Genomic DNA, 13,929 nt, shown 5'->3' on the forward strand with positions numbered 1-13,929 from the left:
AACTGGATACGGCCGCATCAGTTCAACCAGGGACTGGCACCGGCCGTCGTCGAAGAAAAACTTAACATAGTGTCCGGGATGGGTTGACCACTACACTGGGATCAAGATGACTTCTTGGTTCCACGTCACCGCACACCTGAGTAGCACCGTCTTGGTCAGCTCAGGCAACAGATTTCGGCACTCGGGTGGCACGGCATAAATCTCTTTTTCCCTTTTTAGTTCGATAATGCTGGTCAGGAATGTCCACTCATTCGATTCATGCACCTTAAAAAACTCATCCTTGCCCGGCTTACGAATCTGCACGCGGTTCAACACTTCGGTAACACCAAATTTGGCGCCAAAACTAGGAGCTAGGCGCAGCCTATTGATATCTAGTTTGTTGATTGAACGACTGGGGGGCGCAATCGCAGGTTCGTAGCGGGAACTGAGCACTTCGTTAGGGCCGGTCGTGCCCGCTAAAACTCGCTGATTTAATTGCTGAGGGATTGTGGTGTATCCTTCTGAGGGTTTTTTTCGTTGATCCATGGTGATATCTATATAGGTTGATGTGTATTCGCGACAGTAAGGTGTAAAAAATATTTACCGCTGCGGGATGGACACAACTGTAGGGGGTTTCGAAGAGATGGATCAGCGGCGAAATTACGAGATCAGTAAACTTTTTAGGAATCGATGGTGCAAGAGATACGGACACAGTCAGCTGCGCATGGTGTTCTGAAGGCAATGGAAAAGCCGCGCAAGCCCTTCATTTCCTACATGGCACAAGTTAATGATTTTTCGACTATGCTTGCGTACGAAACCAGTGCCAGTTCCACCGCTCATGGCTACATCAAAGATGCGATCGCTAGACTCGATCAAGCGGTTATATCGCAGGCCGGGACAGCAAAGCCTGTGGCATTTATTGAGTCTGGCATTGGTGGCCATGGAGTTATCTTCGGCAATCGGTCGGTTTGGTCTGTCGTGACAAAGTTCTTGGACCCTGCACTTAAAAGGCTCTATGCCGAAATCTCTCTCTTAGAGCGATCTGAGGATTTTTCGCTCACGCCGATTTCTCTAAAAGATCGATTGGTTTCAAGGGATTCTGCGCGCCATATTGCGAACATGCTACTAGCGCACCAGAAATTTATGGCAAGGCTCTTTGAAGATACTGCGTGCAATGACAACCTAAACTTAATCAATAGGCATGGTGATAGTTTCCATGCTGTCGCATCGATCCTCGATGGTGTGCGTAACATTGTTGGAAGAGGACCAGCGCACAACGATGACTTGATTTCTTGGTGCCAATTTTGCTTTCGTCGAGCGGGCGTGAAGGGTTTGTACTGTACTGTTCACTCAGCAAATGATGGGGTGGGTGGACATACTGAATATGACGCCGGGAAACGAATTCGCGCGCTTGGCGACGGAGAATTTGCGCAGCCTTGGGCAGTCATCAGGTCGAAGAGGCGAGTGATGCTGGACAGCTTTAGACTGGTCTCTAGTCCTGAGGACATCACCGCTTGGGAACTTGAAGGAACCGGCGAGCCATGCATGAATGTTACTCGCGACCTTCGAGATTTTATGTTTCAAACCAAGCATGGGAGCTGGATTAGTATTGCAAAACACTGGGATGCCTTCCTGCTCCAATTTTGTCCTGCGGTCGCAAAAGTGTTGGAGGCAGATGCCAGTAGTTTCCTCTCCTGGCATGCTTTTGTTGAGCACGCTCTACGGCGCCTCGACAATCGATTCGAGGGTACTGTCGAGCCGTTCTGGATCTTTTACATGCTGAAGGAAGCTGATGATTGGCTCAGTGCTGAGTCCAAGTTCAGAGACGCGCGACGAACTGATAAAGCCGCAGAAATCTTTCGGTTACATGCCGAAGGTTTGAAGCAGGTGCAAATCGCCGAGAAGTTGAGTCTCTCGAAAGGGTATGTGTCCCGAATATTGAAAAGTGGACCTGGAACGTAACAGAGGAACTCAGCCGGTTAGAGCCACAACATATATTTATAGAAGACATATAAGACAGGCGGGTGTTATAGGACTTAACCGCCGGTGGTTAAAATTTTTGACAGCAGCTGCCTGTTCTCAGGGACGTCAAGGCCGGCGAACGTGGCCCTTCTTACGCGTTAGCCGCCAGGTTTTTCAAACCAGTGGGCCAGCTTCGCGCATGTAAGGTGAAAAGTGCATGCATAATGGAAATCTTTTGACTGTTTGGATAGATAAATGGACAATGGGCCCAAATCGTGAGTCTGTTCTCATTCGCAACCATACATTTCGCTTAGCGACATATCGACGATTACCGACAAGATGCTGCGCTTCCCAAGTAAAACCGCTCCGCTAATACTTGAAGACTTTCTCCGCGAAATTCGGTTGGATGAGGCCGCCTCGCTAAGCTTGCCGATTAAGCTCGATATGGGGGGCGCTCTGGGCGCGGCAAACCTAGCAGTCCAAATTGTTGCAACCTGGGCTCGTACACGCTCTGCCAGCACGACGCTCAATCTTAATCGGGCGTTTGCTGAGAATGAAGCGACTCGAGCGCGCTTCGCTTCTACCTTGCCAGGGATGGCGGCACTGTACTTCGCTGAGTCGGTAGAGTGCGAACAACGCACGATGGACCGGTTCCATGCGCTAACCGCAGTCGTGCCTTACGTCGAGGCCATGCAGCAGGAAGATTACGCGAATACACTGCGCGGTATCGGCGCGGCGCTTTGCTGCTTCGCTGGCGCTCGAAACGAGTTCCTGAAGCCGCTCTACGCTGTACCCGCACCGCAAGGGGTCAATTCAGAATCGGTCTTTCGCGTTCTCATCCCGCGCATGCTCGAAGCGCTCAACAGCGGCCGAACCTTCGCAATCAACGAGGGGCAGTTGGACTATCTGAGCGCCATGGTGTATCAGCTCTTTTTAAATTCAGACCAGCACGGGGCCTATGACATCCGAGGTGGCAGATACAAAGTTGGGATGCGAGGAATTTCTGCACGCCTGACTTCGCTTCAGGACCTTCCTACTATTGTCGCCAATGCCGGCGATGATCCACACCTACGTTCCTACCTGTCACGCGCTGCGTCAAAGTCAGCCATGCCGGCTGCCAAGACGATCAAGTCCGCCCATCAACAGATGCAAATTTTGGAAATTTCAGTCTTCGACACGGGACCTGGACTGGCGCTGCGGTGGTTAGGAGACAAAAAAGGGGCAACAAGATATGACGACTTCTCTCTCGATGAAGAATTAGAAGCAGTCCAAACCTGCTTTGAGAAACATACTTCAACTAAGGCGGGTAATCTGTACGGGCAAGGACTTCCCGTTGCGTTACGTGCTTTGCAGCAGCTCAAAGCATTCATGACACTCAGAACCGGCCGCCTTAGTTTGTATCAGGACTTCTCCCACTCCAAGACGGCGGACTTCGTCCCGCAGCGTCGTTTCCAGGGCAAGGACCTTGCTGAGATTGCTGGTGCAACTTACACCATCTGGTTTAGGGTGAGATAGTATGCTGGGAAACGCAGGTTACTTCCGATATCAGTTCCCGGCCGTCGTTTCGGTTGGCGAATTGCGCTTTAACGTCATCTATAAGCCACCGGGCGTGGTCCGCAGCGATGTCCTTGAAGACTTGGTCATCGACGTCTGTGGTGGGCCGTTAGTTCCGGATGCGTTGGTTTTTGTGAGCTTGTTCGAGGACGACTACGGTTCACTGCCACAAGTGCTACGTGGACCTGGCGGACACGCGGCCCGCACTCGGTTAGCACACCGCATCCCACTGGTGTGTACGACGTTCTCCCTGATCACTGGTGCGGTCGTCGCCGAGGTAATCAATGATGGATTTGCTCAACAGGTCCGTAAGAACATCACCGACGAGGTCAAACGCCAGTTTGATGCTATTTTAAAGGCTGGACTACCGGCCGCGTTCCCAGAAGAGCATGTCCTACTTTCTGCGCCTCCAGGGTACTCCTACCAAAAGCCGTCGGGCGCTAGGTATGACACCTTCCTCAAGCCAGAGATGGGCTTGACGACCTCTGCAGCAGTCGGCTTTGTTGCCCTGCATCTGTTTAACGAATTCTTTGGTGGGCGACTCGCTCGGTTGAAGCAGCTTCGCACCATCTACGTGGATACCATGGCAATCGCGCCGCTAGCATACGGGATTCGGGAGCTGATTGTACTTAGTGGCCATCGCGTGATGGCATCGATAGAGAGCTTTCACTCATATGAGGGTTTCGACAGCGTCGCACGACCATTGCGCGGCACGTCCATTTGCCTGATTTCCGCGTCCTCGTCCATGGCCCTGCATCGACGCTGGGTCAACGAGAAACTGGTTGATCATTCCGATGTCGTGACGCTTTTGACGTTTGAAGCGGCGCCCAACCAGACACCGCCTGGCGCGTTGTTGGCCATTCCACGACCGGGGAGTAGGGCATCAGAAGGCCCTCCCCAGTTGGTGATCCGCATCAAGGGTGAGACGTTTCAGGCGATTCAGGAGCCGGACAAGAAAGTGTTGTTGCGCGAGCAGATCCACGGGGCGAGGAAAGAAGTCAAACTATTCCGTGAACTGGCGGGAAAAGGCATCTTCGACCTTTGGCGTCGCCCTGGATCCGCAAATTCGAAAATACGTGCACTGTACGTCGATGGCACAGTTCTCCTGCAGCACAAACAATTCCAGGATTGGCTAGCACTGCATTTACCGCGTCGGGTCCGGGCATCGACCACTCAGATCATATATCAGTCCGATGCTGCCTCGCGTACCATGGCTGAATACGTCGCTGGATACTGCGCCAACATACTGCATTTGAAGCCCACTCCTGCCACGCTTGATGCTGCGGCCCTTAACAGTATTCGAGAAATCACATCCGACAATCTGATCATTTGCGCTGCGGTTGTAGGGAAGGGATCGCAATTGCTGGATATCAGCCGAAATCTGCGTGATATTCACGATGGCTCTCGTCTCTACATGATTGGTTTTCAAGTCACCGAAACGCGCAGTGAGTTGGTCAGCTTGCCCGCGAATTTGCGTCACGACGGTGTGCTGCCGCACGAAGTGAGCCGATTCGGAGAGGCGGCTATCGGCACGCAACTCGCGGCTAGCTACCATTTAGAGCGAAAGCGTCTATTCCCCGGGGATCAAGATCGCCGCACGATGCCTGACCAATTAAGGGAGCGAAGCGAGCGATTGGGTGAAACTTTGCCCATCCAGTCGCAAGCGTTGCTTCCGCACGGCGCCAATGTTGACCAAGCGATGCAAATCAGGGAAGGGTGGGCATTCTGGGCCGGCGGCAAGTATCAACCCGGTCCTTACCACGCAGAAGTCTGTGCGACGACAGCAGTTTTGCTGCAGCGCGCACGAGAAGATACGAAGACTGTCCCCGAAGAGCACAGTCTGGGAAGCCGAACGTTCCGCCATGTGGTACTTGATCCAGAAAATTTCGCGCGGTTCAACGATGGCATCCTTCAAGCGGCGTTGCTGCGATGCGCGTTCGCTTCCGAGCTGGACTTTCGAGCGGACCTGGCAGCCTCTGACTTTATGAAGTCGCTGATCATCCGAGCGCTGCAACGTTCTCCTACAACTGATGGTGAAGCGGTCTTGGAGTTTATTGCCGCGCTTGCCAGCCAGAAGTTGCAGCTGATGCCCGATCACCAGGCAGAAGTCTATGCGGTGGCCGAACGGGAAACCCACGCTTACCCCGCATTGCATGGCGTAGTGCTGCATTTATTACACGGTCCTAAAAACTCAAGTGGTAGTTCACCGATTTGAAGATGAAGGTGTTTTGGCGCGCTAGCTTGTGGCCAGACGAAGCGCCCGCGCTCAAACCGCTTGGCTAACAGGCACTGGTCATCATCTGTCCACCACAGTAAATTGATGAGGTCGCTGCGTCGCCCTCGGTGTAAGCGTCAGCCCTGTACCGTCTTGATCCGACCGAAAAATTGCTTTCCGGGAAGCTTCTAGGGCAAGCTTCTTAAGTCGCCGAATCGATGAAGCGTTCGGCCTGTCCACGATGGTCAGCACAGTCACTATGCACCCCGGAGTTTCTGCGTGGCTTTTAGAATATCCCTGGAAGGCGGCAGGCCGAACAGGCGAGCATATTCCCGGCTGAACTGATTCGGGCTTTCGTAGCCGACGCTGAATGCGATCGACGTCGCGCTGCCTTGGCCGGCGATCAGTTGTGAACGCGCGTGTAACAAGCGGATGCGCTTCTGATATTGCAGCGGGCTCAACGATGTCACCGCTTTGAAATGACGATGGAATGCTGAAACGCTTAATGCCGCCATCTCAGCCAGTGCGTCCACCCTCATCTGTTCGGTAAAGTTGCGACGTATCCAATTGATGGCAACACCGATACGCGCGAGCGCCGTGTCCGGCGATGCGATGTCTCGCAGCATCCAGCCGAGCGGCCCCTGAAGCACGCGGAATAATATTTCCCGTTCATAACAAGGCGCGAGCACCGCGATCTCGTCAGGTCGTTCGATTAGCCTGAGCATTCGAATCCAAGCATCGAGAAGCTCGCCACTGACCGGCGCAACCGAAAATCCTGATCCGAACAGCGTGCCGCAGACCTCAGACGGCAAGTCGCGGATTAACGCCGCGACGATAGCGGAGTCGAGAGTCAGGCTCACTGCAAGATACGGCTCGCCCGTGGCGGCGGGATGAACTGACCCGACGGCGGGAAGATCCACGGACATGACGAAGTAGGTTGCCGGATCATAGTGAAAGCTCCGGTCACCAACGGTCATGGTCTTGGATCCCGTGAGAATCAGGTTGACCATAGGAGCATAGACGGCGGCGAGCATATGCTCCGGGATTTCACCCTGGACCATTGCGACACGCGGGATACCGGTTTCCGTGCGTTTGTTCTCGGCCCTGGAGGCCAGCGCTCTCAGTTCTTGCAATTGCTGTTCCATCGTCCGACATTAACAGATCTTCGCCCAGACATGCAATGCGAAAGCAGAAATAGGCAAGCTTGGAGGAAGATTGGGTGAGTGCGGCGTCGGCGGCACTCGTATCATTGCCCTCACCATACAGACACACAGGAGAGTCGTAATGAAGATTGTCATCGTGACCGGGAGCAGCCGTGGCCTTGGCGCCAGCACCGCACTCGAATGCGCCAAGCGTGGAATGGGCGTGATCGTCACCTACAACAGTAATCCAGAAAAGGCGGAACAGGTCGTGAAAGACATCACCGGGATCGGTGCGAAGGCGGTCGCTCTGAAACTCGACGTTGGTGACAGTCGATCGTTTCCCGATTTCCGAAAATCGGTTTCTGCACAGCTCAACGACGTGTGGAACAGGGAGACCTTCGACTTCCTTGTCAACAACGCTGGGTACGGGCTGTATGCGCCGATCTCGGAGGTAACCGAGGAGCAATTCGAAGGCTTGTTTAACGTCCACCTCAAGGGGCCGTTCTTCCTGACACAGACGCTGCTGCCGCTCATCGAAGTCGGCGGCCACGTGATCAACGTCACCAGCGCCACCAGCCGCGTTGCCACTGCGGGCGTGGCGCCTTACGCCGCCTTCAAAGGCGGTCTGCAGGTTCTAACGCGCTACATGGCCAAGGAATTCGGCGAACGCCGAATTCGGGCGAACTCGATCGCGCCGGGCGCGATCCGCACTGAGCTTGGCGGTGGATTGAGCGAGGATTTCGAGGCGATGCTTGCGGATCAGACGGCGCTCGGCAGGGTTGGTGAGCCGCAAGAGGTCGGTGGCGTCATCGCCGCCTTACTGTCCGAGGAGAACCGCTGGATCAACGCCCAAAACATCGAAGTAGCGGGCGGCTACATTATCTGAATCAGGAGAAAGCATCATGCTCGACCACGTCTTCATATCCGTCAGCGATATTGATCGCTCGATCGACTTCTATGAAAAGGCACTCGCACCGCTTGGGATTGCCCATGCGCTTGATTACGACGGCCGGCAAGGCCCTGCCGGCCACCCCGATCTCAAGGGGTTCGGCGCGAGCGGTCGCGTGTTCTTCTGGCTGCGAGAAGGTACGGTAGAGGGCCGCGCCGCGCATGTGGGTTTCGTCGCGAATGACAAGAGCGCGGTCGATGCGGCCTTCGCGGCGTCAATGGCTGCAGGTGCCACCGAAATCCATCCGCCCGGACCGCAGCTTCACTATGACCCGCGCTACTACGCGGCTCAGGTTCGCGACCCGGACGGCTATAGCCTGGAATTCGTCTACAAGGAATGGCAGCATTAATATGAAGAAACTGATGATTTATGGCGCGACGGGCTACACCGGTCGCATGGCGGCGGAACGCGCCTCGGCAGCGGGCACGCCGCTCATCCTGGCAGGACGCAACGAGGCTGCGCTCGTATCGCTCGCCACAAGCCTCGATGTCGAATACCGGGTCTTCCCGCTCAAAGACATTGCCGTGATTGATCGATCACTGCGCGGCGTCGCCGTCCTCCTCAATTGCGCGGGGCCATTCGTCAGGACCGCCGATGTCCTGATGAGAGCCGGCATTCGCAATGGCGTGCATTATCTGGACGTCGCTGCGGAACTTGACGGCTATCGACTGGCCGAAGTGCTCGACGTCAAGGCCAGAGCTGCAGGTGTGATGCTTCTGCCAGGCAGCGGTGGCAGCGTTGCGATGCTTGGTTGCCTTGCCGGGCACACCGTTGCGAGAACGAGTAATCCATTGAGCCTTAGCGTGGCCATGCATGTCGCGGGTGGTCTATCGAGAGGCTCAGCCGTCAGCGCAATGGGAAGCGTCACCGCCGAAACGCTAGCACGCGCCGACGGCACGCTCGTTGCCCAAACTGCCGGAACGATCCGGAAACTCGACTTCGGCAAGGGGCCCGTCGACTGCTTCCAGGTGACGCTTCCCGATCTCATCACGATCTGGCGCTCGACCAACATTCCTAATATTGCAGCGTTCGTCCACCTGTCAGGTATCGGATTTCCACAAGGTGATCTCTTGGCGCTTCCCGATGGACCGAGTGAGCAGGAACGGTTGGCCAATCGGTATCAGGCCGTTGTCGAAGTCACCAGTTCCGACGGCAATGTCGTGCGATCGGTTCTCGATACGGTCAACGGCTACACGTTCACGGCAAGCGCTGCGGCGGAGGCAGGCCGCCGCGTTCTCGCCGGTGAGAATCGTCCGGGCTTCCAGACCCCTGCGATGCTGTTCGGCAACGGCTTTGCCGGGACGATCGCTGACACCACCATCGTCGACTTCTGAGGAGCAACCATGGAGAAGCTCGTTGCTACATTCATACAAACCGTCAACGCCTTCGACGTCGAAGGCGCGTTAGCCATGTTTAAGTCCGATGCAGTCATCGACGACGTTTCGGTTGGGCGCGCCTTCGTCGGCGCCGATGGGATTCGCCTTTACCTTGAGCAGTTCTTCGTAGGTTATAAAACCGTCAGCAAACTTCTGTCGCTGGAGCCGCTGGACGATTTCGCAGCAATTGTTCGCGTCGATTTCACCGGCGACTTTGGCCACGAGACCGGGTCTCTGAGAATCAAAATTAGCTCTGACGGTCTGATCGAACGCATCAAGGCCAATCTCGACTAACGACCACAGAAAACACCAAATTGCGCTTGCAAGAGCGCGAATGCCGGAGATGGCTTCACTTTGCAAGCCTCCGGAACACCAAGGGAATACTTATGACCATATCACCATCTCTCACCAACGAGGCCGCAGACAAGCTTGCGGTCGTCGACGCCCTCTATCGTTTTGCCGCTGGCATCGATCTTCGCGACAAGAGCCTTCTGTCGTCCGCTCTTGCAGAAAACGCTGTATCGGACTTTGGTCCGGCTGCGGCCAAAGCCGGGTTTGAATATCCGGTTATCGAGGGCCGGGATATTATTGTTGCGACCCTTACAGCGTCTCTCTCGAAATTGGATACGACGCACTCTGTGACGAATCCGCGTGTCACTATCAACGGTGACACGGCGCGCTTGGACGCACTTGTGGAAGCCCAGCATGTCTCCCGGGATGATCATACCCTCAGCTATCTCATGAAGAACCGTTACGATGTCGAGCTTGTAAGGATGGGCGACGGCTGGGTCATCACGCGTAACACGGTCGACAACGTCTGGCGTTCTGGAGATATTTCTGTTCTTTCTGCCATATAGACGTAGCCGCACTCCCAGCGCTGTCTTGATCGGCCGAGCGAAAAGCCAGATGATGCTCGCACAACGCTGGGAAGCGGAATTTAGCCGGCGAGCTTGGCGGCACAGTTCCAAGGTAGAAAGACGTGCACCCGGTTGACGGGATGCTCTGCGATGCGCTCTAGCACGTGGCGCAGCCAAGCTTCGGGGTCAACCCCGTTCAGCTTGGCGGTGCCGATCAGCGAGTAAACCGCTGCGGCCCGCTCGCCGCCACTGTCGGCGCCGGCGAACAAGTAGTTGCGGCGGCCGATGGCAATGCCGCGTAGCGCCCGTTCGGCTGCCGAGTTGTCGATCTCGATGGCGCCATCATCGCAGTAGCGTGTCAGTGCCGGCCACAGATTGAGCGAGTACAGAATGGCTGCCGAGGCATCGGATTTGCGCGACAGCTTCTCAAGCGCGGCGCGTAGCCAGCGTTCAAGGTCGTCGAGCAAGGGTCTGGCCCTGGTTTGCCTGGCTTGTCGTCGTTGATCGGGAGGCTTGCCTCGGATATCGGCCTCGATGACGTAGAGCTCGGCGATTCTGCGTAGCGCTTCCGTCGTGAGCGCCGAAGGCCGCGCTTCATGCAGGTCATAGAATTTGCGCCGGGCATGAGCCCAGCATGCGGCTTCGTGGATCGCGCCGTTTTCGTAAAGCGCGTTGAAACCGGCATAGGCATCGGCTTGCAGCACGCCACTGAAACCAGTCAGGTGGGTTTGTGGATGGACGCCTTTGCGATCCGGCGAGTAGGCGAACCAGACAGCGGCTGGCGCCGTGTCGCCGCTTGGCCGGTCATCGCGCACGTACGTCCACAGCCGCGCAGTTTTAGTTTTGCCATTGCCCGGAGCGAGCACCGGGATCGGCGTGTCGTCGGCATGCAACTTGGTGGCGGCCAGCACGTGGCGCCGGATGGCATCGACCAACGGGCGCAACAAGGCGCTGGCGGCACCAACCCAGCTTGCCAGCAGTGCGCGATCCAGATCCACGCCTTCCCGTGCATAGATCACGCTCTGGCGGTAGAGCGGCAAGTGGTCGGCGAACTTCGCCACCAGGACATGTGCCAGCAAACCGGGGCCGGCGATGCCGCGTTCGATCGGGCGGCTCGGCGCCGGCGCTTGCACGATGGCGTCGCAGCAGCTGCAAGCAAGCTTGGGGCGCACATGGCGAATTACTCGGAAACTGGCCGGTACATATTCGAGCTGTTCGGCCACGTCCTCACCCAAAAAGCGCAGTCCACCACCGCAAGACGGGCACGCGTCGGCGGCGGGCAGATGGACCTTTTCATCGCGAGGAAGGTGGTCAGGCAGCGGCTTGCGTACAGGCTTGTTGCGTGGCGCCCGGTCAGTTTCAGGTATCGCCTTCACCACTTCGCCTTCATCGGCTTGCAGACCTTCCAGTTGCAGTTCCAGCTGCTCGATCTGGTGGTCCAGTTTCTCGGACTTGCGGCCGAACTGCATGCGCCGCAGCTTGGCGATCCACAGCTTGAGATGCTCGATCTCGGCGGCGCGCGTGTTCAACTGCGCTTCCAGCCCTGCGACTTGGTCATCGCGCTCTTGAACGCGACGTTCGCTTGCCAATAGCAATGCCTTCAGGGCAGCGATATCGTCAGGGAGGTCGGCGGCAGTGAGCATGAAGCAAGTTTACGCGAGGCCGATGACGTTTACAAGGCCGACGTCGGCCGCCAGGTGCGCTCTGGTCGGCGCCAGTCGATTCCCTCCAACAGCATGAAAGCTGGGCTTGCGTCAGTGCCACGCTACCGCTGTCGGCCTGCGGCCAGACGAAGCGTCCCCGCTCAAGACGCTTGGCCAGCAAGCACAGGCCATCGCCAGTCCACCACAGCACCTTAATCATGTCGCCGCGCCGGCCACGGAACACGAAGACGTGGCCGCTGAAAGGATCTTCGGCCAGCGCAGTCTCCACCTTGGCCGCCAGCCCGTTCATGCCAGCGCGCATATCGGTGATGCCGGCGGCGAGCCAGATCCGGGTGCTGGCAGGAAGGCCAATCATGCGCGCAGGCTTTGCAGTACCAGCCGCAGCAACGCCGCGTCCGCGCCGGCGCAGACTCGCACAGTGGCATCGGCAATGGTGATCTCGATAGCACCCCCGCGAGCGGCGCCGCTGGCCGGCTTTGCTGCCGGTGAAGACGGCTTCAGCAATACCGGCAGCAGCTTGGTTTCACTCGTGGCCGGCCCGGTCAGCAGGCCGGCGCGCAGGTCGCGCCGCCATTTGAACAGCATGTTGGTGTTGATGCCATGATCCTGGGCCAGTTTCGATACCGAAACGACAGGCTCGCATGCCGCCACCGCGAGTCGATGTTTAAACTCGGGCGAATAGTTTGGCCGTCCTCTACGATTGCCCGACTCCACTTCAGTGTCCACAGTAGTTCCCGCTAAAAAAGTAACGGGAACTACTTTGGCAGATGCTACTCGCTATGAACAGACGGTGCAGGGCCGACGCTTACCCCTCGGTGCGCAAAAACACGTTATCGCTGAACGGATCGTCCTCCAGCGCCGTCTGCACTTTCGCAGCTAGGCCATTGAAGCCGGAGCGCATGTCTGTGATGCCGGGCGGCGAGCCAGACTTTATTGCCGGCGGGGAGGCCGATCATCGCAGCACCCGGTCCAACACCTGCGCCAATATGGACCTTCGATCCGAACGCGGACCTCGCCCAACTCAAACACGATATTGCCGCCGACATCGGAGCTGCTATTGCTCGGTGCAGGCCGTTGGCGCCAACACCACCGGCAACAGGTCATCGTCTCGCATCAATGCAGGTACGCCAAGGCGTCCTTGTTGATACAGCCGACGCCAGCTGATGACTCGGTTATTGATTTGCACGAACTTTTGACCCAACCTCAGTCATAGATTTGCATCGCCGGATGCGCCATGCAAATAGGTGCGCAGAGCATCCCTCGCCAAGATTGGCGGCTAGAAGGTGGGTCAATCATGCCGGGTCAAATCGGCGCGCAAACGAACATACAGGGTATCTTCCCGGCTACTTGATGTACGTTGGTGGTGGTCCGTATTTAGCCAGCAGTTCGGGCTTGCGATCTGCGGGGGCAAAGATATGCGTCGGCGCCTGCAACTCGCTATGGCATTTTTGGCAGTACCCCAGCGCCTTGCTTTATCGAGAGCAGAACCTGGCCCACGCCGCTTCAAATTTCGGTTGAGTGCCATCGTCAATCAAGACCGTTCCCTTGGATACTATGAAGCGCCGAAACCCTACATAGGCTCCAAAACTATTTTTACCATTGAACTCGCCGCAGCTCATCGTGGAATCTTCCGGAGAGGTGCGCTCGTTCCTGAACTTGAGTGAGTCCGTGTCCTTGCTTATCGCACGTAACTTGGCTCGGGCGCTGGGCTGATCTGCGCCGACAGCGATACCAGTGATGCCGAGGAAAAAGACAGTCGCAATCAGGGATGGAATTTTCATACTATTTTCCGTGGTCTATGCCAGAAAGCCGTAGAGCTGCGCGTTCAGCCGCACGCTACAAGCAGTAAATCGATCCGCCGCGTCGTTAATCATTTCTACTGACCAGGCTGCGCCATGTCGGAACAATCGCTGACCACCATCGGTATCGGTGCCTGGCTTACCGTGCATCAGTTCGTTGCGGTCTTCGACCAATGCCTCAAAATCTTTAGCTGCGGCCAAGAGGTCCGCTTGGTGAGTGGACGACGGCATCCCCTCTGCGAGCTTCACAAAACGCTTAGCAATTGCCCCCGCTGTCTTGGCAGGCAGGGTATTGATAGCGCCGGGTGCTATACGCTCGCAACACCAAACGGCGTTCCATTCAAGGGTGGCAAACGCGTAAGTGGCTAAGCCGATAGCATGCACGTAGACATCATCTACCGGCACTCTAAGTCGATCATCTCTCATGATTTT

General features: G+C 56.5%; 17 protein-coding genes. 8 read left to right on the plus strand and 9 right to left on the minus strand.

Features of this window, described 5'->3' with window-relative positions; all coding sequences use genetic code 11:
• Window positions 1-90: 90 nt before the first annotated feature.
• Window positions 91-525, minus strand: a complete 435-nt coding sequence (locus BLS51_RS29505; protein ID WP_139168739.1) for a hypothetical protein — start codon at window positions 523-525, stop codon at window positions 91-93.
• A 195-nt stretch (window positions 526-720) separates the two neighbouring features.
• Here BLS51_RS29505 and BLS51_RS20145 point away from each other — a divergent pair, with 195 nt between their 5' ends.
• From BLS51_RS20145 to BLS51_RS20155, 3 genes are all read left to right on the plus strand, one after another.
• On the plus strand, window positions 721-1,941 hold the full coding sequence (locus tag BLS51_RS20145) for a helix-turn-helix domain-containing protein (RefSeq protein ID WP_139168740.1): 1,221 nt from the start codon (window positions 721-723) through the stop codon (window positions 1,939-1,941).
• A 339-nt stretch (window positions 1,942-2,280) separates the two neighbouring features.
• Window positions 2,281-3,456: a hypothetical protein gene (locus BLS51_RS20150; protein WP_139168741.1), complete on the plus strand. Its 1,176-nt coding sequence runs from the start codon at window positions 2,281-2,283 to the stop codon at window positions 3,454-3,456.
• A gap of 1 nt (window position 3,457) precedes the next feature.
• Window positions 3,458-5,710: a hypothetical protein gene (locus tag BLS51_RS20155; protein WP_090187363.1), complete on the plus strand. Its 2,253-nt coding sequence runs from the start codon at window positions 3,458-3,460 to the stop codon at window positions 5,708-5,710.
• Here the strand turns inward: BLS51_RS20155 and tnpB (BLS51_RS30630) are convergent.
• Together tnpB (BLS51_RS30630) and BLS51_RS20165 are read right to left on the minus strand one after the other, a co-directional pair.
• The gene (gene tnpB / locus BLS51_RS30630; RefSeq protein WP_090188424.1) at window positions 5,635-5,817 is read right to left on the minus strand and encodes an IS66 family insertion sequence element accessory protein TnpB; all 183 of its coding nucleotides are present in this window, start codon (window positions 5,815-5,817) and stop codon (window positions 5,635-5,637) included. The genes BLS51_RS20155 and tnpB (BLS51_RS30630) overlap by 76 nt on opposite strands.
• Window positions 5,818-5,967: 150 nt before the next feature.
• Window positions 5,968-6,855, minus strand: coding sequence for an AraC family transcriptional regulator (locus BLS51_RS20165; RefSeq protein WP_090187368.1), 888 nt, complete (start codon window positions 6,853-6,855; stop codon window positions 5,968-5,970).
• 139 nt (window positions 6,856-6,994) lie between these two features.
• Between BLS51_RS20165 and BLS51_RS20170 the strand changes: the two genes are divergently transcribed.
• From BLS51_RS20170 to BLS51_RS20190, 5 genes are all read left to right on the plus strand, one after another.
• Window positions 6,995-7,738: an SDR family NAD(P)-dependent oxidoreductase gene (locus tag BLS51_RS20170; protein ID WP_090187372.1), complete on the plus strand. Its 744-nt coding sequence runs from the start codon at window positions 6,995-6,997 to the stop codon at window positions 7,736-7,738.
• A gap of 16 nt (window positions 7,739-7,754) precedes the next feature.
• On the plus strand, window positions 7,755-8,150 hold the full coding sequence (locus tag BLS51_RS20175) for a VOC family protein (protein ID WP_090187376.1): 396 nt from the start codon (window positions 7,755-7,757) through the stop codon (window positions 8,148-8,150).
• Window position 8,151: 1 nt separating this feature from the next.
• Entirely contained in the window at window positions 8,152-9,135 is a 984-nt protein-coding gene (locus tag BLS51_RS20180; RefSeq protein WP_090187381.1) for a saccharopine dehydrogenase family protein, read from the plus strand.
• Between the two features lie 9 nt (window positions 9,136-9,144).
• Window positions 9,145-9,471: a nuclear transport factor 2 family protein gene (locus BLS51_RS20185; RefSeq protein ID WP_090187384.1), complete on the plus strand. Its 327-nt coding sequence runs from the start codon at window positions 9,145-9,147 to the stop codon at window positions 9,469-9,471.
• Between the two features lie 92 nt (window positions 9,472-9,563).
• Window positions 9,564-10,034 (plus strand): nuclear transport factor 2 family protein, encoded by a 471-nt coding sequence (locus tag BLS51_RS20190; protein WP_090187389.1) that lies wholly within the window; start codon window positions 9,564-9,566, stop codon window positions 10,032-10,034.
• Window positions 10,035-10,114: 80 nt separating this feature from the next.
• Here BLS51_RS20190 and BLS51_RS20195 read toward each other — a convergent pair whose 3' ends face one another.
• The 6 genes from BLS51_RS20195 to BLS51_RS20220 form a co-directional block, all read right to left on the minus strand.
• Window positions 10,115-11,677 (minus strand): IS66 family transposase, encoded by a 1,563-nt coding sequence (locus BLS51_RS20195; RefSeq protein ID WP_090187394.1) that lies wholly within the window; start codon window positions 11,675-11,677, stop codon window positions 10,115-10,117.
• Window positions 11,652-12,053 carry an IS66 family insertion sequence element accessory protein TnpB gene (tnpB, locus tag BLS51_RS20200; RefSeq protein WP_373994344.1) on the minus strand — a complete coding sequence of 134 codons (402 nt, stop codon included), beginning with the start codon at window positions 12,051-12,053 and terminating at the stop codon, window positions 11,652-11,654. Before tnpB (BLS51_RS20200) ends, BLS51_RS20195 begins: the two co-directional genes overlap by 26 nt.
• On the minus strand, window positions 12,050-12,424 hold the full coding sequence (locus BLS51_RS20205; protein ID WP_090187397.1) for an IS66-like element accessory protein TnpA: 375 nt from the start codon (window positions 12,422-12,424) through the stop codon (window positions 12,050-12,052). The genes tnpB (BLS51_RS20200) and BLS51_RS20205 overlap by 4 nt, the downstream gene beginning before the upstream one ends.
• 79 nt (window positions 12,425-12,503) lie before the next feature.
• Complete coding sequence (locus tag BLS51_RS30635; RefSeq protein ID WP_373994345.1) at window positions 12,504-12,599, minus strand: hypothetical protein; 96 nt, start codon at window positions 12,597-12,599, stop codon at window positions 12,504-12,506.
• Between the two features lie 571 nt (window positions 12,600-13,170).
• Window positions 13,171-13,479: a hypothetical protein gene (locus BLS51_RS20215; RefSeq protein ID WP_090187400.1), complete on the minus strand. Its 309-nt coding sequence runs from the start codon at window positions 13,477-13,479 to the stop codon at window positions 13,171-13,173.
• Window positions 13,480-13,494: 15 nt separating this feature from the next.
• Window positions 13,495-13,923 (minus strand): hypothetical protein, encoded by a 429-nt coding sequence (locus BLS51_RS20220; protein ID WP_175472637.1) that lies wholly within the window; start codon window positions 13,921-13,923, stop codon window positions 13,495-13,497.
• Window positions 13,924-13,929 lie beyond the last annotated feature (6 nt).

Source organism: Duganella sp. OV510 (genome assembly GCF_900100205.1).
Classification (GTDB): domain Bacteria; phylum Pseudomonadota; class Gammaproteobacteria; order Burkholderiales; family Burkholderiaceae_D; genus Rugamonas.

Coding starts and splice junctions, on each gene's coding strand:
- BLS51_RS20180 (WP_090187381.1), top strand. CDS start 8,152: ATGAAGAAACTGATGATTTATGGCGCGACGGGCTACACCGGTCGCATG.
- BLS51_RS20195 (WP_090187394.1), bottom strand. CDS start 11,677: ATGCTCACTGCCGCCGACCTCCCTGACGATATCGCTGCCCTGAAGGCA.
- tnpB (WP_373994344.1), bottom strand. CDS start 12,053: ATGATTGGCCTTCCTGCCAGCACCCGGATCTGGCTCGCCGCCGGCATC.
- BLS51_RS20155 (WP_090187363.1), top strand. CDS start 3,458: ATGCTGGGAAACGCAGGTTACTTCCGATATCAGTTCCCGGCCGTCGTT.
- BLS51_RS20185 (WP_090187384.1), top strand. CDS start 9,145: ATGGAGAAGCTCGTTGCTACATTCATACAAACCGTCAACGCCTTCGAC.
- BLS51_RS29505 (WP_139168739.1), bottom strand. CDS start 525: ATGGATCAACGAAAAAAACCCTCAGAAGGATACACCACAATCCCTCAG.
- BLS51_RS20190 (WP_090187389.1), top strand. CDS start 9,564: ATGACCATATCACCATCTCTCACCAACGAGGCCGCAGACAAGCTTGCG.
- BLS51_RS20175 (WP_090187376.1), top strand. CDS start 7,755: ATGCTCGACCACGTCTTCATATCCGTCAGCGATATTGATCGCTCGATC.
- BLS51_RS30635 (WP_373994345.1), bottom strand. CDS start 12,599: ATGCGCTCCGGCTTCAATGGCCTAGCTGCGAAAGTGCAGACGGCGCTG.
- BLS51_RS20150 (WP_139168741.1), top strand. CDS start 2,281: ATGCTGCGCTTCCCAAGTAAAACCGCTCCGCTAATACTTGAAGACTTT.
- BLS51_RS20215 (WP_090187400.1), bottom strand. CDS start 13,479: ATGAAAATTCCATCCCTGATTGCGACTGTCTTTTTCCTCGGCATCACT.
- BLS51_RS20145 (WP_139168740.1), top strand. CDS start 721: ATGGAAAAGCCGCGCAAGCCCTTCATTTCCTACATGGCACAAGTTAAT.
- BLS51_RS20165 (WP_090187368.1), bottom strand. CDS start 6,855: ATGGAACAGCAATTGCAAGAACTGAGAGCGCTGGCCTCCAGGGCCGAG.
- BLS51_RS20220 (WP_175472637.1), bottom strand. CDS start 13,923: ATGAGAGATGATCGACTTAGAGTGCCGGTAGATGATGTCTACGTGCAT.
- BLS51_RS20170 (WP_090187372.1), top strand. CDS start 6,995: ATGAAGATTGTCATCGTGACCGGGAGCAGCCGTGGCCTTGGCGCCAGC.